Source organism: Acidianus ambivalens (assembly GCF_009729015.1).
GTDB classification, from domain to species: domain Archaea; phylum Thermoproteota; class Thermoprotei_A; order Sulfolobales; family Sulfolobaceae; genus Acidianus; species Acidianus ambivalens.
In genome coordinates this window covers 981,760-1,006,921 of record NZ_CP045482.1, presented here as the reverse complement: position 1 = coordinate 1,006,921, position 25,162 = coordinate 981,760, and the positions used below count along the sequence as shown (strand labels likewise).

Below are 25,162 nucleotides of genomic sequence, written 5' to 3'. Positions count from 1 at the left end.
CATGGATTTAGAAAGAATGATTGTTGCATCGAAAAATCTTGTAAGAACGGGATGGATGCAAAAGGGAATTCCTCCAGCTATAGGTGAAACTGTTGCTGACCATAGTTTTGAGGCAGCAGTAATAGCATATTATTTAGCGAGAAAATTGGGTGAAAAAGGTATAAATGTAAATCCTGATCATGCAGCAGTATTGGCTTTATTTCATGACGCTGGAGAGAGTGTATTAGGAGATTTGCCTAAATGGACAACTGAAAGAATAAATAAGAAAGATGCAGAAAAGGAAGCTTTTGATGAATTTGGATTTGGTAAAGAACTATTTGTAGAATTTAAAGAGCAGAAAACCATAGAGTCAAAAATTGCCAAAATTTCCGATAGACTGTCAACTTACTTACAGAGCGAAAGATATATGAAGCAAGGCTATGAAGTTAAAGAAATAGCGGAAAGCTATCTACCAGAAATAGAGAAAATGATTTCTGACTATCCTATCTCGCTAATAAAGGATTTTATAGAGAATGTTATAAGAAGTAAAGCATTTAAAGAATGAGTATTTAACATACTTATGAAAGTAACTCCAGGTTCTAAAGCTCCAGAATTAGTGAATGCTTTTATAGAAATACCTATGGGTTCTAATATAAAATATGAATATGATGAGGAAGAGGAAGTATTAAAAGTTGATAGAATATTATACACTTCAATGTTCTATCCATTTAATTACGGATTTATACCTGGAACAATGAGTGAAGACGGAGATCCACTTGATATATTGGTTATAAGCAATTATCCATTCAACCCAGGAACAGTAGTGGAAGCTAGGCCAGTTGGTTTAATTTATATGACTGATGAAGAAGGTGTTGATAAAAAGATAATCGCTGTTCCGAAGGACAAAGTAGATCCCACTTTTTCTAACATAAAAGATGTTACTGATATTCCGGATGCAATAAAAAACAAACTAGTCCACTTCTTTGAGCATTATAAAGAGTTAGAACCAGGTAAATGGGTTAAGATTTCGGGTTGGGGTACTGCACAAGAAGCTAAGGAGGAAATTAAGAAGGCAATAGAGAGGAATCATAAATAATGCAAGTATCGATTTTTTTAGGATTTCTTCTTGTTTTTTCAAGTTTACTTTCGTCGTCGTGGTTAGTTCTACAAGTGTATTATATTAAATCCATTAAGGGAGAAGAAATTGAAAATAGGATTGATCTTCAATCTCAAAATAATCATAAAATCTCAATTATTATAGCAATAAGGAACGAAGATACTGGCACAATTAACGAATTAATACAAAATTTGCGAAATATAAATTATGATAACTATGAAGTTATAATAATATCAGATGATCCACCAGAGAAGTTTAGAGAAATATTATCTAATATAAGCAAAATACCGGAAAATGTAAAAATTGTTAGAAGAAGTGAGAATAAAGGAAGAAAAGCCGGTGCGTTGAATTATGGAGTGAAAATTAGTTCAGGTGAATATTTAGTATTTTTAGACGCTGAAGCGAGAGTCGAAAATGATTTTCTTATTAAGATTTCAAAATATTTAACTCAATTTGACGCAATAGCAATGAGATTAAGAGTAAGGAATAAGGAAAATTGCGTAGAAAATGTTTATTATCAAATGACAGAGCATTCCATGAATGCACTATTTCTTGCACGAGATAGAAAGAACTTTATAATATTTCCTAATGGTTCAGCCTTTGCTATAAAAAGACGAATATTTGAAAGAATAGGAGAGTGGAAAGAGGGAGCCATCACTGAAGACTTAGAAATGGGGATTAGACTTGCGCTATCTAATGTAAAAGTGAAATTTATAAACAACATAGTGATATATACACTTTCCCCATTTACTTTATCTGATCTTTATTTTCAAATAAAGAGGTGGGCCTATGGCTCTGGAGAATTATTTTTTGAAGGTTTATTACTATTGAGAAAAGGGTTAAGAGGATTAGAGGGATTTTTATATGTTATTCAGTGGGGTATTTATTCTGCCTTCATATTTTTCCTAGTATTGACCTCAGTCTTAGGATTTATAGTTAATATTTCACCTTACTTTTATATCATTTCTATATTAATTTATATCATTTCTATACTAGTTTATTCAATAAATTTTAAGGTAAATTCTTATAACCTGCATAAGATCTCGTCAGTAGTTCTATGGTCTTCACTAATCGGATTTATACAAGGTTTTTTGCATATAGGAACTAAATGGAGAGTGACCCCAAAAACAAATAAAAGCAAAGATGAATTACCTATATCTATTAAGATCTTTGGAATTTTACTATTTATAATATCATTCTTAGAGTTATTAAAAGGATTAATATTTGAGTCTCTGATTCTATTTTCTCTATTCTTAAGTATAGCTATTGTACAGTAGGCTTAACAGACGAAATTCTACTAACTTCTGCTAATGCCTCTTCTGGTCTTATGCTATATTTAATTATATATTTCTTTACTAATTTGTAGCTCTCTGGATCTTGAACTACGTCCCTAGCAGAAGCTAGCATTTTTAAGTAGAGAGCTCTTCTCTCTAGTTCTTCTTTTAATTCTTGTAGCGTTCTTCCGGACTCCTCTAATCTACTTCTCATAACCTTTGCATTTTCTATATCTAAAATATGAGTATCTGATTTAGCATCCCAATTTACTACTCTCCTAAAGTCATTCCAGCTTACTATTTCGTCAACTCCAACAACTCTTCTCTTAAGTATTATTTTATCTCCTACATAAACGGGTAACCTCCTAACGTTAATAACTATATTCATCATTGGTATCCATTCTTGCGGAATATTTAATGGAGCATTCATTAACCTCTTTATTGCTGAGTCTGTGTCGTATGCGTGAAATGTTGTTGCACCTCCGTGTCCAGTAGATAAAGCCTGAAATAACACGTAAGCTTCCGCGCCTCTAATTTCTCCTACAACAATAATATCCGGCCTATATCTTAAAGAGAGTTTTAACAAGTCCATTAACGAGATTTCTTTTCCGCTCTCTCCGTATGCGGCTCTTGCATATAATTGTACCCAGTTATCTTGAGCTAGTCTAATTTCTGGTATATCTTCTATAGATACAATTTTCATCGAGTCTTTAGCTAGATTTAATATAGATGACATTACTGTAGTTTTTCCTGCACCGGTAACCCCTATTACCATGAATGACATTCTCATGTCTATTGCATACCATAAATATGCTGCGACATCTGGAGAAATAACTCCAGAATTTATTAAATCAAGAATTGTAATAGGTCTCTCACTAAATCTTCTTATTACGAATGAGGAACCTCTAGCGCTAACTTCTGATCTAAAAGTTGCGGCAATTCTATCTCCTTTAGGTAAAATGCCGTCTGAAATAGGATCAGCAATCGAAATGGTTTTTCCCGATAGAGAAATGAGTCTTAATACCATTTCATCTAATAGTTCTTTTCCATCAACTTCCATATCCAGAACTTTCATTTTTTCCTGGAAAGTTATATTAGTTGGAATATATTCAAATTCTCTATGATAAACGAAAACAGGTAAATCTAATCCGCTACAAGATATGTCTTCTATTCTAAAATCTCCAAGGAGTGGAGTTAAAACATTATAACCGAACATATTTCTAAGCAAGTAATATAATGCAACCTTAGCTCTAGTACTAAGTAATTTTAAACCGGCTCTCTCACCTTGAATTATTTTTAGATCTGGTCTTTTTGCCGCAGAAGCTAATAATATTCCACCTAAATCGATAGTAGAAGATTCTTCTACTAGCCTTCTTTCTATTTCTGAAATTAAAAATGTATAAATATCAAATGCTGGGTAATCCATTGGAGGCTCTAAAAGCACATACTTATATATTCCTTTTTCTTGGTCATATGTTATAAAAACATGTGGATTAGCAATACTAAGTTCAATATTTGCATCATTTATTGTCTTTTTTATGTCATTAGGAATAATATTGAGTAGATTAATTTCATAATCTGATATAATTTCCGTTAACTCCTCTGGTTGAGCAGAAATAGGCATCAAAGGAGCAGGCAAGTCTATTTTCTTTGTAACCGTAATTTTATTCTGATTATTCTTAAAAACTAATTTGGGAAAACTAAACTTCATTAAAAAAACATATTGTATTTTCCATATTTAAATTTTTATATAGTGGGGGTTGAAGGTTTATAGAAAGCAAAGTGTACATGTAATAAAACTAATAGCATTACTGCAGTAATCATGACTAGTATTGCAGAATGAATTAGACCAGTGGCTATTTTTCCAGATCCAAGTTTTCCTACCAATAAGCCCGCCATAAAAGAATTAAATATGCTAGAAATTGCTGTTATGTATATTGCTCTTGGTAGTAAGACTGACGCTTCAATAAGAGGTCCTACTGCATAACTGATTTTTTGTCCTAATAAGAGACTAAGAATTGCTGATCCTAAAAGTACTGAAGCTATAAGAGAAAGTATGACTCCCATATATGGAGTTACTAGTAAAATTTTCACTTTACTTTCATAATCTCTTTTAATTTTTATTTGCGACTCTATTTGCCTTGCTATACTTTCTACAGTTTCTGGAGTCATGCTACCAATCTCCATCATATCTGCCAGTGAAACTAAAGATATCTTAGAAGTAAAATCCATTATTCTTTCTGCCCCTTTTCTAAATGCATCTTTTAATGGATAGCCTAAAGTAATATAAGCGTAAATTTCGTTTAAAATTTTTCCAAATTTTCCCATTTCTTTTGAATCTTTGATATTCTTAATAATAGTCTCTGGAGGTAAACCTGCTCTTAATCCTTCTGCTATGGCTCTCATGAAACCTACAACATAAGGATCATAGCCAGTACCTTCTTTTAGTTCCTTAGTTAGAATTATTGCAGGAGGAACGGAAGCTATTAATAAACCTATGGTCATTGCAATTACTGTTGGAGCAATATTATCTGTTCCGCCAGATAGTGTAAGGAAGTAAAATATTTGCTTTTCTAAAACTAACAATACAAACATTACTATCATTCCTATTGCTAGAAATATAAAGAATAGATTATAATTCAGCTTCTTTTCTGGAAATCTTAACTGAGTTTGTTCTACACCGTAGATAAATATAATATTAACTAAAGGTAGTACAGTAACTGCTAGTACACCTAGTATTGGTATCATCGAAGTTCCTCCTACTGGAAAAATAGCTTCTAGAACCATCATTAGGAAGAACATTATATATCCTGAAGATAACCAAATTACATATGATTCCGCAATACCGGATAATCTATCCGCTGCTAGCGAGGCTCTTAATTGTAGTTGATCTAAAATGTCTTTTGCTTTTGCCTCAATTGTATTGATAACTGGAGCTCCAGTTCTTACGGCAGTTACATATGCCAAGAAGAAATCCTTTAAAAGCTTAGAAGGAGAGATTTGTGATGCGTGCAACATTGCATCTTCTACGCTTTCTCCTAAATATCTAATTCTCTTGCTTACATATAGAGTTATACCATTTATATAATGAAACGCTGATGAAGAAGAAAGCCTATCGAACATTAGCCTAGGAGTTAAACCAGATCTTAAAAATATTGTGAAAACGGATGTAAAAGCAGAAAGCTCTGCATCAACTCCTATTCTTCTTGATTCTATCTTTTGAGATAATGTTGCTATATTAGCCAGATAAGTAACTGGAGGGATTATAAGACCAAAAATTATCATCATAAAAGATAATGCTAAGTATTTAGCTAATCTGAATACTAAATAAAATTTTATAATTACAAATAATCCAAATCCAATTAAAACTACAGAAAGCACTGAAGATAAAAGTAAATAAAAGAAAATTTTTGCTGCAAATAGTTGCGGATCTTCACTACTTCCAGCCATTAGTAATTTTTGTTCATAAGATTTTGCCATAGATTTTACTATCCCCAGTTTTACTAATGATGCATAAATAGGTAGTTGATATTGTTTAGGCAATGTAATTGCGTCCTTATTCTTCTTTTTAAGCTTAACTGCCATATTAATAAATTGAAATGTCAGAATTTAAATCTTTACATTTCCTATTTTGTGTGAATTTCTACTATATCTTTATCTTCTAAAACGTGATCTTCCCCTACCTTTTGTCCTGGAAACTTAGCAGATTTACCCCAAATTCTTGCGTACTTAAAATTCTCATATAGGGATGAGTGAAGCTTTTTAGCAACATCTAATACTGTTGAACCCCGCTTAAGAATAAGAGGATCTTTACTAGGTTCCTCCCCTGGTTCCTTAGTGTAAACTCTAATTATATCGAGACTATCAAATAAATACTTAGGAAGATTATCAATTTTAGTTATTACTGGTATTCCAGGATAATCGAATGGGTTTAACGAGACTACTACTGCAGGTTTATAGCTTACGGTCTCAAATATTGATTTTTCCACATCATCTAGACTAACCTCCCCTATTATTTTAACTATTGCGGACTTTAAACCAAAGTCTTGCAAATATTTCCTTATTTCGTTCTCATCGGTGTTTACAAGTTTTCCTAGAAGTATTATTCTTATTCCTTCTTTTCCGCTTCTTAATTTCTCAATTATTACTTTTCCTTTAGGTTTTCCTAGAAGTATATTATTACTTTCTAGGAATTCTTTAAATTTTAAGAATTCGTTTTTGTCTTCTACTACAAACAAGAGACCGTCAGTATTTCTTATTAATCCAATTATTTTACTCACAATAAGCTTTGAATCTAAGATTACGGGAGGGGGATTAACTAGCTGAATGCCTACATCCTCATAATACGTCATGGCTGGTATAGGAAAATCCTTTGGATCTTGTTTTACATTTGTTATTTTCCTAACTAATGGATTCTTTAATTCTTCTCTTCCTAGAACGATAATTTGTCCAGCTCCTTCTTTTTCTACAAAAAAGGAAAAACTACCAGACTTTTTCTTTCTCTGTCTTTCAGATTCTTCTCTAAGTTCCGCTAATCTTCTTCGAGCCCAATATACTAAGTTTTCTGTACCTTTGTGCTTAGGAACAGAGCTTAGAAAGTCTTGTATAGCCTTAATCTTCTCTTCTGGCGTCTTAGCATCCATAACTTTTAGCCATTTAGCCTTAGCTTCAGCAGGAAGATTAGTAACCATAAAGTCACCCCTTACTAATATAATAATTTGGAGCTATCTTAAGTAAAGTTTTCCACGTTCTTCTTATTATGGGAGGAGGATTATTTTTATCTTTTTCGTAAATCTCAATAATCCATTTCCTAGTTTTAGGATCAGAAGGATATCCACTACCGAAATCGCCATAAATCTTTTTTAATGAGTCTATTATCCTATCCCTAGTTACTTTAGCGATTATGCTTGCTGCGCTAGCTTCAATATATTTTACATCAGCATTGAATACTACGTTATCCTTTAGACCAAGTTCTCTAATCTTCATTATTACGATATCTTCATTACCTACTTTATCTATGGTTACTATTTTAGGATGTAATGGTAATGAAGCATAGATTATTTGAATTACTTTAGTGTAAGTAAGCTCATTAAGGTTACTAGAGTCTATTTCATTAGGGTACGCTTTATTTACGATGTAAGCTTCTGCAAACTCTGATATTATCTCAAATAGTTTCTCTCTCTTTTCCCTGCTTAACATTTTACTATCCTTAACTCCAACTTCTTTCAGCATTCCTTCAATTTTCTCGTCTATTATAACTCCTGCTATAACCATGGGACCTATTATGCAACCTCTTCCTGCTTCGTCTATACCTAGCTTTAAATTCTTACCGAAATGACAAGTTTTGCCTCCCTTTTACCATTTTTAATTGTTTCATTTTCATAGCTTTCTGTAATTTCTGCGTTAACTATGGATGTTATGGTAGAAATTAGTCTCTTTGCCGCAGTCTTATTTATGAAATAATAATCTATTCCATCCTTACTTATTTTAACGTCTGATATAGAATGCACAGTTTCGTTTGTAAAAAATGATTCAAATAACGCTCTTTTCTCCTCGGAGAATTCTTTTCTTCCTCTGAGCTGGATAATTGCTTCATAATATCCAGATTTTCTTTTTAAACAATCATTACAAATGGAATACGTTAACCTTAACTCTACTTTTTTCTTCAATCTAAATGCTTGATTGCCAACTTTTCCTTCAACTACAATCTCGGCAAAGCTCCTTCCACCTCTCTCTTTCCATTTTTTAATCATATCTATTCTATAATCTTTTACATTTCTATCGATTATCATTTCCTTAGCTAAGTATCTTAATACTACGTCTCTTACTGCGTCGTATTCAGTTTCTGCCAATCTTACCCATTTACCGTCTATCCATTCAGCATTACATATTTTACATATTTTACCTAAGATTACTGGTGGAAATTCTACTAATCTCTTAGTTTTAATATAACAGGAAGGGCACATTCTATCTATAAGCTCAACGTCTTCCCTACCGCAAACTATGCAGAATTTTTTAGGCATTTTGGGTCACAAATTATAAACTTGCGCGAACTTTACTCCTGCAACTTCAAGTATAGCATTCTTATGCACATATCCCCTTCTTATTGCCTCTTCCACTAAATAATTTCCTACTATGCTAACAACAGTTGCTTCATTAAATAATGAAAAAGCGTATTCCATATCTACTTCATCTCCTCCATAGAATTCCTTGTTTACATTAAGTATGACTTTATCATTCTTAAATTCTTTTCCAAGTAATTCTTTTTCGCATACATTAACAAATACATGCTCGTTTTGCCTAATTACGTTTAGGATTACTTTCATGGTCTCACAGCGGTTTCACTGGATTCTTTGCACCACAAGCTAAACATTGTATATACCATATTTTACCCTCTTTAACTAGAACAGTATCTAAGCTCTTACAAGTGCTACATTGAACATACGTCTTTAAGAACCTTTCCATTAACGTATTTATTACTGAGGAGGAGAATTTTCCTTGAATATACAATTGACCAGATTCGTTTATTGAACCTGCTGCGGCCAACTCTTTGAGTAAATACCTCATGCAAAGTTTATCTTCTCTACGTATTCTATCGCAATATTCGCTAAAATTCTTTATAATTGTAGCATTTCCAACGTTAAAAATTATAAGAGAAGGTAATGTCTGTGTTTCACTTACTTGAGATTTCTTAGGTAACTTAGAGTAAACTCTATCTAAGAGATATTCATAATCTTCCATTTTCCCACAAAGACTATAAAAGCAATAGAGGTTTATATATGTGTTGAGATGAAGGTATACTTCGAAACTTACGGTTGTGCGTTAAATAAAGGGGATACTTACATAATGATGACTTTGCTAAAACAGAGGAACCACGAAATAGTTAATAATCCTAACGAGGCCGACGTAATAGTTCTAAATACGTGTGACGTTAGGCTTGAAACAGGGGAAAGAATGAAATCTAGAATAAAAGAACTAAGGAAATTCGGTAAAAAACTCGTAGTAGCAGGTTGTTTTTCTGGCGCAGAGCCTGGAGTAGTAAAAACGTTAGCTCCAGAAGCTTCAATAATAGGTCCTCAAGCTCTCACAAAAATAATTGATGCGGTTGAAGGAGAGAAAGTATTTTCAATAAACGCCGAGAGAAGTGAGATAACTCCAAGAGTTTTTGAAGGTAAAATAGCAATAATACCAATAGCAGACGGTTGTGCAGGAGATTGTAGTTTTTGCATTACTAAACTAGCTAGGAGAACGTTAAGAAGTTATTCTATGAGAAGTATAGTTGAAGCAGTTAAAGAAGCTGTAAAAAATGGTGCAGTTGAAGTAGAATTGACTGGACAAGATGCTGCAGCCTACGGATTAGATTTTGGAGGCAAAATTAAGCTTTCAGACTTACTTAATGAGGTTCTGAGCATTGAAGGTGATTTCATGATAAGAATAGGCATGATGACTCCAGAGCAATTTGCAAGGGATATCGATGGAATTCTTGAAGCTATGAGAAATCCTAAGCTGTTTAAATTCTTACATTTACCAGTTCAAAGTGGAGATGATAATGTGCTTAAGTTAATGAATAGAAAATATACAGTGGATGAATATAAGGAACTTGTCAAGGAAGCTAGAAGTAAAATACCCAATATTAACATTACTACAGATATAATTATAGGCCATCCAGGAGAAGATGAGAATGCATTTGAGAACACTTTAGAACTTATGAAAGAAATAAAATTTGAAAGGGTTCATCTAGCAATGTATTCCATAAGGCCTAATACTAGAAGTGCATTAATGAAGCAAGTTCCAGACTCTATTAAGAAAGAGAGAATGAAAATTGCATACAAGTTATATGAGGATATCTCTCTCTCAATTCATAAAGAGTATTTAAATAAGAGAACAAAAGTAATTACTACTGAAGAAGGTAAGAAAGGGTCAATAATTGGCAGAACTCTCAATTATATACCAGTAATTTTAAATGGAGTAGAAGTAGGCAAATGGTATGATGTAGAGATAATTGATTACTCGTTCTTTGACCTAAGAGGTACCGTTGTTTAAAAAATTTAAATTGTTTTAATACTGATATAATGTTATGACAGAAGTTTATATTGCCTCAGCTGTTAGGACTCCAATAGGAAAATTTGGAGGAGTATTTAAGGATATTAGTCCAGTAGATTTAGGTGCTATAGCGATAAAAGAAGCATTAAAGAGGGCAAATGTTGATCCTAAAAGAGTTGATATAGTAATTATGGGTAATATATTAAGAGCTGCCTTTGGTCAAGACTTGGCAAGACAAGCTGCAGTTAAGGCTGGAATTCCATATGAGATTGACGGATATTCTGTTGATATGGTTTGTTCTTCTGGAATGATGAGCATAACTAATGCAGTCGAATTGATAAAGACTGGAGATGCTGATATTGTAGTAGCAGGAGGAATGGAAAGCATGAGCCAAGCCGCGTTAGCAGTAAGATCTCACGTTAGATGGGGTGTAAAAATGTTGATGGGCAAGCAGTTGGAATTCGTAGATACAATGTTAATGGATGGCTTAACTGATCCATTTAATATGAAGCTAATGGGAGAAGAAGCTGATATGGTAGCTAAAGCTCATAATTTTACTAGGCAAGAGTTAGATGAAGTAGCTTATCAAAGTCATAAGAGAGCAGCTGAAGCTACAGAGAAAGGCTTGTTTGCCAGTGAAATAGTCCCAGTAGAAGTTAATGGGACGTTGATAACAAAAGATGAAGGCATAAGAGCCGATACTTCAATAGAAAAATTGTCGAAACTAAAGCCAGCCTTTAGTAAAGACGGTTTTCATACAGCAGGCAACTCTTCTCAATTATCTGACGGCGCTTCTGCACTTGTTTTAATGAGCGAAAAGGCAGTAAAAGAATTAGGCGTCGATCCATTAGCAAGAGTTTTAGGCTTTTCTTGGGCTGGAATTGAGAGTTGGAGATTTACAGAGGCTCCTATATTTGCAGTTAAGAAGCTCTTGCAGAAATTAAACATGGATATATCTAAATTTGATTATTTTGAGAATAATGAAGCTTTTGCAGTTAACAGCGTTTTAGCAAATAGATATCTAGGAATTCCCTACGATAGACTTAATGTTTTTGGTGGAGCGATAGCTTTGGGTCATCCAATTGGCGCTAGCGGAGCGAGAATTGTAACTACTTTAATTAACGTTTTGTCTAAAATGAAAGGAGAAAGAGGAATTGCAAGTATTTGTCATGGTACTGGAGGTTCTACTGCAATGGCTATTGAACTTTTAAGACCTCTATAATTTTTTAAGATCAATAGAAAATAGTATAGAGGTGGTCAAATAGTTGCCAAAAAAAGATCCAGAAGCACCAGTTAGAGAAGTAATGAAACCGGCAGAAGGAGAAGTCATTTGTGTAGTTAAGAAAATGCTCGGAGCTGAACATATAGTTGTCCTTTGTGTAGATGGAAAGCAAAGAACTGCAAGAATACCGGGTAGAATGAGAAAGAAAACTTGGATAAAGGAAGGAGATGTTGTATTAGTTGCACCTTGGGATTTTCAACCGGATAAAGCAGATATTATTCACAAGTATATGCACGATGAGATAAAGAAGTTAATTGATGAAGGGGTAGTTGATAAAGAAGTACTAGATCAGCTAAGAGGATAAAATTGTTTGAAAAGAAAAAAGTTGAAAAAAGAAGAAAAGATGAGGATCTTTTTAAAGTAGTTGATTCTACTTTAAGTCCTAGAACTTACGTGCTATTAGAGGAAATAGCGAGTAAGTTAAATATTGATTATTATTTGGGAGCGATTTCCTCTGGAAAAGAGGCTAAAGTATACCCGGCAAAAACGTTCGATGGAAAATATTATGCAGTAAAGATTTATTATGTTTCTACTTCGGCTTCAAAAAGAGCAATTCAGAAATATACGTTTGGTGATAAAAGGTTCGAAGATATAAAAGCTACAAATACAAGAAAGCTTATAATTACTTGGGCTAGGAAGGAATTCAAGAATTTAAGTATAATGTACGAATCAGGAGTAAATGTACCTAAACCAATTCTAGTTAAAGAAAATATTCTAGTTATGGATTTTATTGGAGAGAACGGTAAGAGGGCTCCTCTTTTAAAAGAGCTTTCAGAAGACGAGATAACTAAAGACCTATATGATGAGGTAATTTCTCAGTTAGAAATCATGGTTAATAAAGCAAAGCTAGTGCACGGAGATTTAAGCGAATATAACATAATGGTATGGGACAAAGTTTACATAATTGATGTAAGCCAAGCAATTTTCATAGAGAGTGAAAACGCCATTGATCTGCTAATTAGGGATATTGAGAACGTGAACAAGTTTTTCTCCTCTAAGGGTATTGAAGTTTACTCAACTGAAGATATTTTAAAGAGATTAAATATAACTAAATGAATAGCAATGTTCATTAGCGTACCGGATGAGAAAATAAATATAGTAAAGTCTCTTATACCAAAATTGAAAGAGTTAAGTGGAGTAGAAATTACGTATGACGAGAATACTAAAACCTTTAACGTTGACTCCTCACAAAACCCTTATGAGGCAATGAAAGTAATATCTGTAATTAGGGCGATAGGCTTAGGATTTTCTGTAGATGAATCGTTAAAATTACTTTCTGACGATTACATGCTTGAAGTCATAGATTTAAAGCAATCCGTTGGAAGTAATCCAGAAACTTTGAGGAGAATAAAAGGGAGAATCATAGGTGAGAACGGTAAGGCAAAGAAAATAATCCAAGAGTATACTGGAGTTTCAATATCGATAACAGATCATTTTGTAGCTATCATTGGAATTTATGATCAAGTGCAAATCGCAAGAAAAGCTATAGAATTGCTAATTGAAGGTAAAGAACATTCTACAGTTTACAAATACTTAGATAAAGCTGAGGCTGAACTAGTTCACCTTTCAAAGAATAGGTCTTATAATCTCAAGTGATGTTAAATCTTTTATTTCAGGGAAGTAGTGAATTATCACTTTATTGTATGACTCTACAATTTTCCTATTCTTATCATTTGCTAAGAATTCCTTTAATTTATCATTTTCGTTATTAAATAACATTCTAAAGAATTCAAAGAGCACTCTCTTAGGCTCACTTAAAATTTCTTCTGTAAGGTAAAGTCTGGGAGAAGGTAACATGACTAAGGTTAAATGAATTCCATGTAATTGGGCAATCATTGCAATTTTATATGCGCTATATTCCTTAGTTGGAGACTTCTTGCTAGCTTTTACTTCAATATAATATTTTTCTCCATCTTTTTCTGCTTCAATATCATGTGTAGGAAGATTTACAGATTTAATATTTGTAAAATTATAATTTTCCAAAACTTTCCTTGCCCTATACTCCATTGCAAAACCAAATATTATGCCCTTAGCTCTTTCAAGGGCAAAATTGATTTCTTCATCCGTAAATCCGTACTCGTTTATTAACTCTTCTAAACTATTCACATGCATTTTATAACGTTAAGAATTAAAAACATTTCCAGATTTTACTCTTGAAATACCCTCTTCCCTTATTTTTTGCAATTCATCATACGTAGCGTTTCTAGAGTTGAATCCAAATTTCTCAAATAAATCTTTTTCAAAATCATACTCTGTATATATTCCATGCCTATGAAACTTTTCGTTAGCCTCATCTAAACTTCTTGATCCTGCAACAATTTTATAAATTCCAGATATTTGGGCTAATTTCTTAGGATCTAAGAAAAACATTACGGATGACACTGGAGTAACGTAAACTTTTCTAGTTCCATTCCTTATTTTAACTTCACCGTATAAGCCATGAAATGCTTCAAAAGGTATTCTAGAAGCTTCAGTGTTTACTATCTTTAACGCCTCGCCCATTAAATTTGCAACATCATTGTCTATTCCTTTAGAATCCAGTAATCCACCAATTTTTGCAACTTCAGAAATTCTTCTTAATACGTATTCGTAGTCAAGCTCGCCATCGCTCCCAGCGCCAATAATTCCCAGAATGGATTTTACTTTCAATGAAACTAATGATGCTAAAGAAATTGAGTCTATTAATGGGCTTCCCAATCCTTTTTCACCTCCATTAGCTAAAACGTCTCCTCCGGCATCGACTCCTATAACTAAGTCAAATTTCTCTTTATCTATAAGGTCGTTTAAGGCCTCTGACATTCCTATGTCTCCACCTTTATTACATATTGCAAAACCATAATCATTGACTACTTTTAAGACTCTCATCAATTGGGGTACTACCTTTAGACCTCCCCTTATTGCATAAGAGTTAGAGCATACTTTGTAAACATAATCATTTATTTCTTCAAAATTAACCAGATCTTCCTTACAGATTGGTCCAGGTAATGGATCTTCTACGTATCTCTCCCAAACTACTGCCCCTAATTTGACTTCATAACCTAACCTTTTGTAATACACGTAAGGCAAAAGAGCTGATAAAATATCTCCGCCACCGCCTATTCCAAAAACGAAAGCCTTCATATTACTTAAAATACTTTTTGGCACTTTATACTTTTTACAACTATATGCTAAGCTAAAATAATAAGCTCTAGACTTTGCATGTATTATTTGAGTCCTTACTTTAAACTTAAAGGTCATAATTTTACGATTGAGTGGTTGAATTGAGCATTGAATCGAATTATAGTAATAATGTTAGCCCAGCAGAGGAAATTAAAGTAGGTCACGCTTTGGCTCATATAGTTGCTGCTGCATCAATAGTTGAAGAAATAGAAGGAGAATTACCAGAAGTAAATGATACTGTAAGAAAATACGCAGATGCTTGGATAATGGAAATGGCACCCATAGATTATTATCCTGGCTTAGCTGAAATGTTAGGTTGTAGGATAAAAAAGAAACTAACGCAAATATTTGACGAAATAACAGAAGAAGAATTAGCCACAACTCTTGATGATGTGATAGAGTTAAAAAGAGCATTAGATAATGGAGAAATAGTTTATAATTATGCTGACATAGAGGTCAGAATAGAAAGGCTTTTGAGAGCACTTGGCGTAGAAATTAACGATTTTGCTTCAGTTTTAGATACGCCAGACTTTTATTTAAAGCTAAGAAGATTATTAGCAATACTCGTAGTTGCAATAGGAATATCCTCAGTGAGGACAAAATGGATAGCGGAATCTCAATAACTGCTGAAAAGCTAATAGAGTTAACAGTCAAAAAAGCATCTTTGATAAGTGTAAAAGAAGATGAAATTGTAAGAGCAGTAGGTTATTCTTCAAAAGACATGGCAGAGAGAGTAATTGATAAAGTATCATTTTGGCTATCCTATGAGCAAAATCATTTACTTTATTGTAAATTATGTAATAAAGGTCCTTTTACTAAAAGAGGTTTATTTCTTCATCTAACAAGAGTTCATAGAATGGAAATAAAGGCGATGCTAGAAGACGAATTAAAAAGAGAGATAAAAGCCCTCATTTAAATTTTACTTAAAGCTTGATCTAAATCTTCTATCAGATCTTCAACATCTTCTATTCCCACAGACAATCTTAGTAAAGAATCGTTAATTCCTATTATCTTCCTCTCCTCTAAAGTCAGGGTTCTATGACTCATTGTAGGTGGATGAGAAATTAAGGAGTTAACGCCACCTAAGCTCTGTGCAGGAATTATTACCTTAGTTGATCTCATTACCTTAAGAGCCTCATCCTTACCTCCTCTAACTTCAAAGCTTACTACTCCGCCAAAGCCTTTAAGAACTTTTCTAGCTATTTCGTAATCTGGATGAGACTTTAATCCTGGATAATATACCTTAGTAACTTTTGGATGATCTTCTAGAAATTCAGCTATCTGTTCAGCATTCCTATTTATAACGTCCATTCTAACCTTTAGAGTTTTCATTCCCCTTATTACTAGATAAGCAGGGAAAGGTTCTAAAGAAGTTCCCAGGGTTCTCCTCATTAAGTCGATGTTCTTCATGAGTTCTTCTTTACCTGCAGCAAGTCCTGCTATAACGTCATTATGCCCTGCAATAAATTTGGATGCACTATGTATAACTATATCTGCTCCAAGCTCTATTGGCTTTTGATTTATTGGAGTAGCAAAAGTCGAATCTACAACTAGAATACTATTATTTTCTTTAGCAATTTTTGACAATTCTGGTAAGTTGATAACTCGAAGTAAAGGATTAGTTATACTTTCTACAAATATCACGTCAAAATGAGATCTTTTTGCGGCCTCTAGTAAGTTTTCATTTCCAGGTTTACTAATAGTTACTTTAACTCCCCAGTTTGCCAAGAAATCTTTACAAAAACGTAAACTTCTACCAAACATGTCCATGGTTACTAATAACGACTTTCCTGGAGTAAGCAAAGTAAGAAGAGTTGTAGTAATAGCTCCCATTCCAGAAGAGAACGCAATACCCATTTCTGCTCCTTCAAGTTCAGCTATCTTCTTGCCTAGCTCTAGGGTTGTAGGATTTGCTTCTCTTGAATACCTAAATTTCTCTCCTTCTGGGAACATAAAAGCTACTGTTTGATAAATTGGTGTAGTAATTGCTTTAGTTGAATCTTCAATATCTTCTTTTACAGCCTTAGTTGAGTCTTTCACTTTTTACACCTCCAGCTATTTGAGCCGAAATGAAATTGCATGTAAGTCCAAATGCTTTGCAAACTTCAAGGCTCTCAACCTTTATTTTATCAAGGTTAGTGTTATCGTCATAGAGCACCAAGACTGTTGGTCCTGCACCGCTAACACAACTACCTATAGCGCCATTCTTCAATGCAATTTCTTTAATTTTCTTATAGTGAGGATAGAGAGGCTCCCTCGCAACTTCAACTATTTCATCGTTTAACCCTTGTTTTATCAATTCTTTATCTCCTTTAATAAAGCCTAAAATTAGCGACGATAGATATCTGGAATTTTTAACATAAAGTGAAAGGTCTATCTTACTAGGTAACATTTCTCTAGCTTTTTTTGTTTTGCCTTCCCTCTCACCTTGGGGGGAAATTAATAGGATCTTAAAATCTAGATTAACAGGGATTTTTTCTACTTTTACAGGAGAAACCGAGGTTACAGCAATTATTCCACCGTATACACTAGCTGCTACATTATCAGGGTGAGGAGAGCCAGAAGAAGCCTGCTCTCCGAACATCGAATATTTTACCATCTCTTCTTGGGTCAACTTAAGCTCAAAAAGCTCGTTAACTGCTGCTATTGCAGCAACAGAAGAGGCACCACTACTGCCTAAACCCAAGCCAAAAGGAATTCCCTTATTTATCTCGATTTCTACCCCTTCATCTATTCCCTTTTCTTGAAGAAGAATTTTTGTAGCCAATCCTGCAGAATTTTTTTCAGGATCTAAAGGAATCTTGGGATTATTACTCTTGATTATTATTTTTCCCTTCTCCTCAATAGTTCTCGCAATTACTATGTCCTTGAAAGCGTTATGAGCCATGGATAAAATATCAAATCCAGGGCCCAAATTAGCGGAACTTGAGTAAGCCTCTGCTTTTGCTGACATAGCTAAAAATATGTACATTACATTTAAGGTTTTTCAGATTTGTGTATTCTTAAAAAATTCCATTTAGGAATTTGAAAGCCTCCTTATTTCTTACGATTACGAATAACTTTTCCTTGCCTAATTCCTTTCCTTCTTTAAGATATCCTTCTGGTGCAAACACTTTTGCCTTACCTAGAAAGTTCAACACAGTCGAAGGAGACTTCAATTTTACTGATGGATTTCTATTAAATTTGCTTAATCCTAGCCAATCAAAATATCCAACTTCATCTCCCTCTCCTTGTTCTAGAATTCTTCTTTCTATTAAATAGTCATAATTATTCGGAGTACAGAATAATGAACTAATAACTACTATATCTCCTATGCCCTTCTCTAAAGCCTTGCAAGAAACTTGCGAGCCTAAATAAATTTTTCTTACGTTCAAGTTATCAAATCTTTTATCTTCTTCTCCTATTAATGTAATCCTCCTGTCCTTTCTCTTTATTATGACTTCAACTTTATCCCCTTCTTTTAACTCTGTGCCTGGATCAAGCCCAATAAAACCGTCGGCCAAAGAAAAGCTACCTACCATATAGCTATCAAAAGGAATAGGTATTGCAAATCCTTGTACTAAGTATACTGGAATATATGTGAATCTCTTTTTATCTGCCTTAACTGGAAGTAATAATTGCGCATATTCAGTTTCTTCAGTGTTATTTTCTTCTCCCTTCATTAGCGATAAGTAGTTTCTAATTACTCTATCGTAAATCATGATCGTAGATACAATATTACCAGGAAGTCCAAAGACCGGCTTTCCGTTAAATTTCCCTAATAATGTAGGTTTCCCTGGCTTAAACTTTAGTCCATGAACTATTATTTCTCCTTTCTCTCTAATTATTTGGTGAACAAGGTCTTTTTCTCCCGCGCTTGTACCACCAGTTATGATTATCACATCTGCAATCTCACTAGCCTCTTCAAGGGCTTCTTCAATTTTATCTTTATCATCTACTACGACTTTATGACCTACTACATTGTATCCATCATTTTTAAGTCTTGAAATAAGGAAATGAAGATTGCTTTCGTATATTTTTCCCGGCTGTAACTCTTTACCAGGCTCTATTAACTCATCACCAGTTGAGATTACGTAAATCGAAGGTGTCTCATAAACTTTTATCTTGTTTATTCCAGCAGAAGCTAGGAACGCAATTTTTTCAGGAGTAATTTTTTCTCCTTTATAAAGTATCTGCGTGCCTCTTGGCACATCGCTACCTATCCATGCTATATCTGTTCCAAAGTTTAGCTTTTTAGGGATCTCAACGTATTCTCCTTCAATTTTAGTTTCCTCAATTTTTATAACAGCGTCTGCACCTTTTGGGATCATAGCTCCAGTATCAACTTCAACTGCTTCATTATCGGAAATTTCAATTTCTTTATATTTTCCAATATTTATTTTCCCTATTATCTTGAATTTTCCTGGAGTGAAAGAAGATTTTACGGCGAACCCATCAACTGTTGATCTAGAAAACGGAGGTAAGTCTATAGGAGAATAAACGTCCTCAGCAGATATTTTATTAAGAGCATCTGTTATTTCAATCTCCTTTATCCTCCTTTCTGGAGGAACTTTAGATACAAATAAGGAAATTGCTTCTTGTGCTGATAAAAGAGAATCTTCAGGTAAAATAGCTCTCATAAAAAATATAATGCAAAAATAACTTATAACGTTATGAGAGAAGCTTGCTGTAACTGTTCTAATACGGCAGTTACGGGATCTTTTAATTGATCAAACTCTATGTTTGCTTCTTTACTAATCTCATCGACTATTTGAGTTACGGTCTTACTTCCGTCGCACATAGCCCATATATAGTAAGCTATTGGAGCCACTTCGAATATTTTGTCGTCAGAAACTTTTATTATGTAATTATCTCCGTCTTCTGCCTTATCTATAAATTCTCCTACTTTTTGAGGTTTTTTATCCTTAATTTCGTCGAAATTCATTCTTCTTCCTCTCCGCCTCTTTGTGGTGGTCTTCTTCCTCCTCTAAAATTCCTTCTTCCTCCTCTAAAGTTTCTCCTTGGTGGAGAATTATCAGTTGGCGTATTCTCTGGGATTTGATCTGCCTCCGGTACTTCTTCTTGACTCTCAGAAATCTTTGATCTACTTCCCGCATTTAACTGAACTTGACCTTTAAAAACAGTTGTCCAACCATTTTCGACTTTTATTACTTGTCCTTCTTTTATGTTATCTCCTTGATTTCCCCAAAGAGTTAGTTTTATTCTCCCTGTTTCGTCTCCAATCATTACTTCTCTAATTGTACGTTGACCATTTCTTGTTTGCACGACTTTTTGTTCTCCAACTTGGAGAACTCTTCCGGTTACGTTTACGTTTTCCATTCCACCTTTTAGATTACCTATTTTTTCTTCCATGTGTCCCGACTCACGAGATTTGTTAATATATCCTTATTATAGGAATATTTAAATCTTGTGTAGACCTTATTTTAGTTGAATACTAATGTTCTTTTCAAAAAATTTGATCTAAATGAGAAAATTTTACTTTTAAATTCTTTTGCCCCTTTATTGATAGTTTATTTTAAATATAACAGTTAAAGGAGTCTCTTAATGTAATAATTTGAGGGCATTTTCTTAACCTTTCTTTATAAGCTATGAAATACAATTCATGTATATGGGAATGCAAGTGGATAATAAAGTGCTTGAACTTCCCAAGAAATTTTTGGAAGCCTTATGGAGCCCTTTTGTGGGCAGAGAAGAGGAAGCTAAAGTTATCACCCTAGCGTTACTCTCCAAAGAACACGTCGTGTTAATTGGAGAACCTGGAACAGCAAAATCTGCATTAGCTAGAAGAGCTGCAGAATTATTAAATGCAAAGTTCTTCATGTATCTGCTAACAAAATATACAGAACCAGCAGAATTATTTGGAGCTTTAGATATAAATGCATTAAAACAAGGAGTGTACAAAAGAATAACTAAAGATAGATTACCAGAAAGCGAAATTGCTTTTCTAGATGAGATATTTAATGCAAATAGTGCAATACTAAACGCGTTATTATCGTTACTAAACGAAAGAGTAATTTATGACGGTTATAACGTAATTAAAGTTCCTTTAAGGACTTTAATAAGTGCAAGCAATAGAGTTCCCGATGAGCCAGAATTAGAGGCTCTTTATGATAGGTTGCTATTAAGGCATTACGCTAAACCAGTAGGAGAAGAAATGTGGAAAAATCTAATAGAGTCAGCTTGGGAATTGGAGTTTACAACAAAATGGAAGGTCGAATCACCATTAATGACCATAGAAGATCTTGATAAGATATATTCCTATCTAACAGAAGTCGACTTAAGTCCGGTAAAGAGTAAATTACTTAAACTTTACGCAATGCTGGAGGAAAAAGGAATTCATTTAAGCGACAGAAGAAAAGGAAAAGTCCTAAAAATTATTTCAGCTCATGCCTTGCTAAACGGTAGACTAAAAGCTACAGAAGAGGACTTAATAGTCTTAAAGTATATAGCACCAAAAGAAATAGATGACTTTGAGAAAGTCTCTGCTTTACTCTCTGAAGAACTAAAGACTCCAATAAAGTACATGAGGGAATTGAACGAAATTTACAATAATATAAAAGAAGCAGGAAAATATGTTGATGCTGCAAGCGAGTCTGATCCAAGATTAATAGACTTAATAAGGTCATTAAAGGCAACCAGAGATAGAGTAATAGCTCTAGGTAAAGAAAGCGGCGACGAGAAAGTAGAAGAGTTTTCTAAAGAAGTAAGTGCAGAAATTGATAAATTATTGGAAAAAGTTGGTAGAAAGTTGGGGATTTACACATGACTGGATTTCTAATAGGAATAGATTATGATGATCCCATAGTTAAATATAGGGGAGACAGAATTCTTTATACATTAAAGAAAATATCGGGAAAAGACTCTAATATAGATCCAGACTTTCTAGTCGATACGTATTACGTACATTATTTGCCTTTGCCAATTTTAAAGTCAAAATCAGAGATTTCTCAAGGAGACGCAATAAAATATGCCTTACTTGATATGACGTTATCTTCAGATCTTGTATTAAAGAACAGGAATTACTCTATAGCAAATTCAGCAGTAAGCATGGCATTGTCAGTAAGTTATATCCAGAATTTAATAGAGGAATTGGAAAGGATAAGAAGAACTTCTCAGTCAGCAGAAGAAAGAGAAGCAGCAGAACAAATACTTAACGGTTTAATGAAAGGCTCACAAGGAAAAGAAGGCGGAGAACAAAAAGAACAACAAGGTCAAACAACCGATGCTACTAAGAAGCTTTTAAAGCAAGTTCATGAGAAAGCTCTTTCTAAGGCAGCAGAGGATGCTAATGCAGTTAGGAGCATGCAAAGGATAGTAGGAGGTAACGGAGCAGGAACCGGAAGTGTGCTTAACTTTGAAGGTGATGTGCATGAAGTATTAAGATTAGCTAGGAACACCGAAATAAAGAAAATCCTTGAATTCTTAAGCGGAATACCCAAATTAGGAAGCTTGACTAAAAAGAGGACTACCAGATATTCAAAAGGAGAATTATATGGTTATGAGGAAGGTTCCGATTTAGAAAGAATAGTGCCGTCAGAGTTAGCCATGCCAGAAGACCTATTTTACGTTAGGCTAGCTGAAAGTCAATTATTGCTTTACCAAAAACAAATTAAGGAAAGCTTAGGTCCAATTTACTTATTGCTTGACAAATCGGGTAGCATGGATGGGGAAAAGATATTGTGGGCAAAGGCTGTAGCGTTAGCCTTGTATAGTAGGGCAAGGAGAGAAAATAGGGACTTCTATTTAAGATTCTTCGATAATATTCCTTATCCTCTAATAAAGGTTATAAAGAATGCTAAAAGTAAGGACGTAATAAAGATGATTGAATATATAGGAAAAATAAGGGGTGGAGGAGGTACTGATATAAGTAGATCAGTAATTTCTGCCTGTGAAGATATTAAGGAAGGTCATGTTAAAGGTGTCAGTGAAGTAATAATCTTAACTGATGGAGAAGATAAGATCGCCGAGACTACGGTAAGGAGATCTTTAAAGGATGCTAATGCTACATTAATAAGTGTGATGATTAGAGGAGACAATGCCGATTTAAGAAGAATATCTGACACTTACCTAGTAGTATACAAATTAGATCAAAATGATTTACTTAAAGTAGTTGAAGCCTAAATCACTTTTTGAGATTCTCGTTCTTAATTTTTTCCAGGTAGTTTCTTATATATTCTAAATCCGAGTACATATCTTCTGGAGTTGTCTTTATCCACATTAGGCCTCCAGCAGCGTCTTCAATGGATCCTTTTATTTTGAGATCTTTTACTCTATCCTTCCAGTTAAATGGAATCTTTGATATAATATGAACGTAAAGATCGCCATCCAACCTTAAGTGAACCTTTCCCCACATTATATCTCCGATCTTATACTCAACTTCTTTCCCGAATGGTGGTCTTCCGGGTCTCTCAGAAACGTCGTACCAATTACCTACTGTGGCTCCAAGTTTCTTTAGTGCTTCAACTATTTTATTCTCTTCACTCATTGTATTATCCCCTTCTTTCTTAATACTTCCTGTGCTAATTTGCTTATTCCTAATTCCTCAGCAGAAAATCCAAACGCAAGCCCTAATAGTTGTGTTATATAGATTGCCGGTAAAGTCCAAGATAAGTTGAATTCGTTTTTAACCTTTAGTTGTGTAACATCTAGTTGTAAGTGACATAAGCTACAAGGATGAACTAATATATCTGCATTCTGAGATTTTGCTGAGTTTAACACATTATATGCCAGCTTTAATCCAACTTTAGGATTACTGCCCATTAATGGGAATCCGCAACACGCCGTAGCCATTGGGAACTTTACCGGAGTAGCTCCAGTAGCTTCTATTAAATCTTCCATACTGTGAGGATTAAAAGATGGTTCGAAGCCCATTATTTGCTCTGGTCTTAGCATTTGACAGCCATAATACGCTCCAACTCTTAATCCAGTTAATGGTTTCTTTACTGCCTTCTTTATTTTTTCTAATCCTACGTCCCTTACTAAAACCCAAACTATATGCTCCGCAGTTGCTTTTCCTGAGTAATTTATATTTGCTTCCTTCAATTTTTTATCTACTTCTTTTCTTAAATCCTTATTTTCATTGTACTTATATGCAGCAAGTCTATGGCTTTGTAAGCAAACACTGCAAGGAGTAACCATTTTATCCATGCCCATTCTTTCTACAGTGGAAAGATTCCTTAAATTGAGTGCAACGTGAGCTTTTTCGTTATACTCGTCTAAGAATCCGCCACCGCAGCAGTTCCAATCCTCTACTTCTACAAGTTCTAGACCTAAAACATCGGCAACTTTTTTTGTTGCTATATCAACGTCTTTAGATAATCCGTGAGTTGCACATCCAGGGTAATATGCTACCTTCATCTTACTCACCCAATTATTTTCCTAATTTGTTCCATGTTTTTCACCTTCTTTTGCGTAACTAATGCGTATTTTAACTTCCCATTCTGCATCGCATAAATCATATCTGTTATCGCTGTTAATAATCCGTAAGTTGAAATATACACTTTTGCTTCTTCAATTTTTCCAGTTTCTTCTATACTTTTGGCTATCGAATCAGCGTGCTTTTCGCCAGTTAAAGCTACTGGCGTTTTTTCGCTTAAGAACTTAGTGTACGCTCTTGTTTTCTTTATAGTAGTAACAGGCTCGATATCTCTTGGACAAACGTTGAAACATTGATAACAATAAGTACATCTCCAAGCACTATCAATTAAGATCTTTAATCTCTCATCAAATATTGTATCTCTAGGATCTGCTAGGAATCTATAACCTTTGGCGTGAGCGGCTGGGCCTAAAAATTCTGGATCGTTCTTTACAGATGGACAGGCTGACACACATAATCCGCACCATATACATTGTTCAAATTTCCATAGTTCTCTCTGATCTTCTGGTTTTAATCTATGTTCGGCTTTGCCTTCTAATACTTCCTTTGAAGGATAGAGCCTTGGCTTAACTTTAAACATTCTATTGTAAAAGTCGGTCCAATCTACTATCAAGTCCTTTATTACTGGGAAGAAATCCATTGGTTCTATTGCAATCTCGTTTTTACCATATTTCTTTACCATATCTAAGGCTAAGGTTTTGCAAGCTAACCTAGGTTCGCCGTTGATTTTCATTCCACAACTTCCGCAAACAGCCATGTGGCATGATGCTCTATATGCTAAAGTAGGGTCTTGTTCCGTCTTTATTCTCCTTAATACTTCAGTCATTTGCGTAAATCTATCTACCTTTAGTTTGTATTCCTGCCACCAACTTCCCTTTTCCTTTGAAAATCTTTTTATTTTTACGACAATTTCCTTCTCTTCTTCGCTCATT

Annotated in this window: 29 protein-coding genes; 12 read left to right on the top strand and 17 right to left on the bottom strand. The window is 34.1% G+C overall.

Translation table 11 applies throughout. The annotated features are described in order from the left end of the window. Window position 1: 1 nt before the first annotated feature. Genes D1866_RS05930 through D1866_RS05920 form a run of 3 tightly spaced genes read left to right on the top strand, consistent with a single transcriptional unit; the run spans window position 2 to window position 2,373 of the window. A complete protein-coding gene (locus tag D1866_RS05930; RefSeq protein ID WP_152942046.1) occupies window positions 2–544 on the top strand; it encodes an HD domain-containing protein in 543 nt (180 codons plus the stop codon). A gap of 15 nt (window positions 545–559) precedes the next feature. Further along, window positions 560–1,075: an inorganic diphosphatase gene (gene ppa / locus D1866_RS05925; RefSeq protein WP_152942048.1), complete on the top strand. Its 516-nt coding sequence runs from the start codon at window positions 560–562 to the stop codon at window positions 1,073–1,075. Continuing rightward, window positions 1,075–2,373 carry a glycosyltransferase family 2 protein gene (locus tag D1866_RS05920; RefSeq protein ID WP_152942050.1) on the top strand — a complete coding sequence of 433 codons (1,299 nt, stop codon included), beginning with the start codon at window positions 1,075–1,077 and terminating at the stop codon, window positions 2,371–2,373. Before ppa ends, D1866_RS05920 begins: the two co-directional genes overlap by 1 nt. Here D1866_RS05920 and D1866_RS05915 read toward each other — a convergent pair. The 7 genes from D1866_RS05915 to D1866_RS05885 are packed head-to-tail and all read right to left on the bottom strand — an operon-like array spanning window position 2,360 to window position 9,111. Next, a complete protein-coding gene (locus tag D1866_RS05915) occupies window positions 2,360–4,081 on the bottom strand; it encodes a type II/IV secretion system ATPase subunit (RefSeq protein ID WP_152942052.1) in 1,722 nt (573 codons plus the stop codon). The two genes, D1866_RS05920 and D1866_RS05915, sit on opposite strands and share 14 nt — an antisense overlap. Before the next feature lie 35 nt (window positions 4,082–4,116). Next, window positions 4,117–5,955 carry a type II secretion system F family protein gene (locus D1866_RS05910; RefSeq protein ID WP_152942054.1) on the bottom strand — a complete coding sequence of 613 codons (1,839 nt, stop codon included), beginning with the start codon at window positions 5,953–5,955 and terminating at the stop codon, window positions 4,117–4,119. A gap of 41 nt (window positions 5,956–5,996) precedes the next feature. Then, window positions 5,997–7,061 (bottom strand): TGS domain-containing protein, encoded by a 1,065-nt coding sequence (locus tag D1866_RS05905; protein ID WP_152942056.1) that lies wholly within the window; start codon window positions 7,059–7,061, stop codon window positions 5,997–5,999. Between the two features lie 4 nt (window positions 7,062–7,065). Beyond that, complete coding sequence (gene rnhB, locus D1866_RS05900; RefSeq protein WP_269199653.1) at window positions 7,066–7,680, bottom strand: ribonuclease HII; 615 nt, start codon at window positions 7,678–7,680, stop codon at window positions 7,066–7,068. Window positions 7,681–7,688: 8 nt separating this feature from the next. Beyond that, window positions 7,689–8,393, bottom strand: a complete 705-nt coding sequence (locus D1866_RS05895) for a 60S ribosomal export protein NMD3 (protein ID WP_152942060.1) — start codon at window positions 8,391–8,393, stop codon at window positions 7,689–7,691. A gap of 6 nt (window positions 8,394–8,399) precedes the next feature. Beyond that, a complete protein-coding gene (locus D1866_RS05890) occupies window positions 8,400–8,696 on the bottom strand; it encodes a DUF424 domain-containing protein (protein ID WP_152942062.1) in 297 nt (98 codons plus the stop codon). 4 nt (window positions 8,697–8,700) lie between these two features. Then, window positions 8,701–9,111, bottom strand: coding sequence for a translation initiation factor IF-2 subunit beta (locus D1866_RS05885; protein ID WP_013776964.1), 411 nt, complete (start codon window positions 9,109–9,111; stop codon window positions 8,701–8,703). Window positions 9,112–9,159: 48 nt separating this feature from the next. On the opposite strand from D1866_RS05885, the gene D1866_RS05880 reads away from it, so the two are divergent. The 5 genes from D1866_RS05880 to D1866_RS05860 are packed head-to-tail and all read left to right on the top strand — an operon-like array spanning window position 9,160 to window position 13,291. Next, a complete protein-coding gene (locus D1866_RS05880) occupies window positions 9,160–10,413 on the top strand; it encodes a tRNA (N(6)-L-threonylcarbamoyladenosine(37)-C(2))-methylthiotransferase (protein ID WP_152942064.1) in 1,254 nt (417 codons plus the stop codon). 34 nt (window positions 10,414–10,447) lie between these two features. Continuing rightward, window positions 10,448–11,635, top strand: a complete 1,188-nt coding sequence (locus D1866_RS05875) for a thiolase family protein (protein WP_152942066.1) — start codon at window positions 10,448–10,450, stop codon at window positions 11,633–11,635. A gap of 43 nt (window positions 11,636–11,678) precedes the next feature. After that, window positions 11,679–11,999 carry a translation initiation factor aIF-1A gene (locus tag D1866_RS05870; protein ID WP_152942068.1) on the top strand — a complete coding sequence of 107 codons (321 nt, stop codon included), beginning with the start codon at window positions 11,679–11,681 and terminating at the stop codon, window positions 11,997–11,999. Window positions 12,000–12,001: 2 nt separating this feature from the next. After that, window positions 12,002–12,751: a serine protein kinase RIO gene (locus D1866_RS05865; protein ID WP_152942070.1), complete on the top strand. Its 750-nt coding sequence runs from the start codon at window positions 12,002–12,004 to the stop codon at window positions 12,749–12,751. A gap of 6 nt (window positions 12,752–12,757) precedes the next feature. After that, complete coding sequence (locus tag D1866_RS05860; protein WP_152942072.1) at window positions 12,758–13,291, top strand: KH domain-containing protein; 534 nt, start codon at window positions 12,758–12,760, stop codon at window positions 13,289–13,291. Here the strand turns inward: D1866_RS05860 and D1866_RS05855 are convergent. Together D1866_RS05855 and D1866_RS05850 are read right to left on the bottom strand one after the other, a co-directional pair. Next, window positions 13,262–13,801: a hypothetical protein gene (locus D1866_RS05855; RefSeq protein WP_231136428.1), complete on the bottom strand. Its 540-nt coding sequence runs from the start codon at window positions 13,799–13,801 to the stop codon at window positions 13,262–13,264. The two genes, D1866_RS05860 and D1866_RS05855, sit on opposite strands and share 30 nt — an antisense overlap. Before the next feature lie 15 nt (window positions 13,802–13,816). Continuing rightward, window positions 13,817–14,815 carry a DUF1152 domain-containing protein gene (locus D1866_RS05850; protein ID WP_152942076.1) on the bottom strand — a complete coding sequence of 333 codons (999 nt, stop codon included), beginning with the start codon at window positions 14,813–14,815 and terminating at the stop codon, window positions 13,817–13,819. Between the two features lie 131 nt (window positions 14,816–14,946). Between D1866_RS05850 and D1866_RS05845 the strand changes: the two genes are divergently transcribed. Continuing rightward, a complete protein-coding gene (locus D1866_RS05845) occupies window positions 14,947–15,477 on the top strand; it encodes a hypothetical protein (protein WP_155861088.1) in 531 nt (176 codons plus the stop codon). Beyond that, a complete protein-coding gene (locus D1866_RS05840; protein ID WP_013776955.1) occupies window positions 15,456–15,770 on the top strand; it encodes a hypothetical protein in 315 nt (104 codons plus the stop codon). Before D1866_RS05845 ends, D1866_RS05840 begins: the two co-directional genes overlap by 22 nt. Here D1866_RS05840 and D1866_RS05835 read toward each other — a convergent pair. The 5 genes from D1866_RS05835 to D1866_RS05815 are packed head-to-tail and all read right to left on the bottom strand — an operon-like array spanning window position 15,767 to window position 20,206. Next, window positions 15,767–16,894 (bottom strand): aminotransferase class I/II-fold pyridoxal phosphate-dependent enzyme, encoded by a 1,128-nt coding sequence (locus D1866_RS05835; protein WP_155861087.1) that lies wholly within the window; start codon window positions 16,892–16,894, stop codon window positions 15,767–15,769. The genes D1866_RS05840 and D1866_RS05835 overlap by 4 nt on opposite strands. Further along, complete coding sequence (locus tag D1866_RS05830) at window positions 16,878–17,807, bottom strand: homoserine kinase (protein ID WP_152942080.1); 930 nt, start codon at window positions 17,805–17,807, stop codon at window positions 16,878–16,880. Before D1866_RS05830 ends, D1866_RS05835 begins: the two co-directional genes overlap by 17 nt. A 49-nt stretch (window positions 17,808–17,856) precedes the next feature. Continuing rightward, on the bottom strand, window positions 17,857–19,473 hold the full coding sequence (locus D1866_RS05825; protein WP_152942083.1) for a molybdopterin-binding protein: 1,617 nt from the start codon (window positions 19,471–19,473) through the stop codon (window positions 17,857–17,859). 23 nt (window positions 19,474–19,496) lie between these two features. After that, the gene (locus tag D1866_RS05820; RefSeq protein WP_152942085.1) at window positions 19,497–19,778 is read right to left on the bottom strand and encodes a PqqD family protein; all 282 of its coding nucleotides are present in this window, start codon (window positions 19,776–19,778) and stop codon (window positions 19,497–19,499) included. After that, entirely contained in the window at window positions 19,775–20,206 is a 432-nt protein-coding gene (locus D1866_RS05815; RefSeq protein WP_152942087.1) for an OB-fold nucleic acid binding domain-containing protein, read from the bottom strand. The genes D1866_RS05820 and D1866_RS05815 overlap by 4 nt, the downstream gene beginning before the upstream one ends. Before the next feature lie 262 nt (window positions 20,207–20,468). Here D1866_RS05815 and D1866_RS05810 point away from each other — a divergent pair, with 262 nt between their 5' ends. Beyond that, a complete protein-coding gene (locus D1866_RS05810) occupies window positions 20,469–21,620 on the top strand; it encodes an AAA family ATPase (RefSeq protein WP_373468415.1) in 1,152 nt (383 codons plus the stop codon). Next, window positions 21,617–22,975: a vWA domain-containing protein gene (locus tag D1866_RS05805; RefSeq protein ID WP_152942090.1), complete on the top strand. Its 1,359-nt coding sequence runs from the start codon at window positions 21,617–21,619 to the stop codon at window positions 22,973–22,975. The genes D1866_RS05810 and D1866_RS05805 overlap by 4 nt, the downstream gene beginning before the upstream one ends. 1 nt (window position 22,976) lies before the next feature. Here the strand turns inward: D1866_RS05805 and D1866_RS05800 are convergent, their stop codons facing one another. From D1866_RS05800 to D1866_RS05790, 3 genes are read right to left on the bottom strand one after another with little or no spacing between them, the layout of a single operon-like run. Then, window positions 22,977–23,339, bottom strand: coding sequence for a succinate dehydrogenase (locus D1866_RS05800; RefSeq protein ID WP_152942092.1), 363 nt, complete (start codon window positions 23,337–23,339; stop codon window positions 22,977–22,979). Beyond that, window positions 23,336–24,211: a CoB--CoM heterodisulfide reductase iron-sulfur subunit B family protein gene (locus D1866_RS05795; RefSeq protein WP_152942095.1), complete on the bottom strand. Its 876-nt coding sequence runs from the start codon at window positions 24,209–24,211 to the stop codon at window positions 23,336–23,338. Before D1866_RS05795 ends, D1866_RS05800 begins: the two co-directional genes overlap by 4 nt. Before the next feature lie 5 nt (window positions 24,212–24,216). Continuing rightward, complete coding sequence (locus D1866_RS05790) at window positions 24,217–25,161, bottom strand: succinate dehydrogenase/fumarate reductase iron-sulfur subunit (RefSeq protein ID WP_152942102.1); 945 nt, start codon at window positions 25,159–25,161, stop codon at window positions 24,217–24,219. Window position 25,162: the final 1 nt, after the last annotated feature.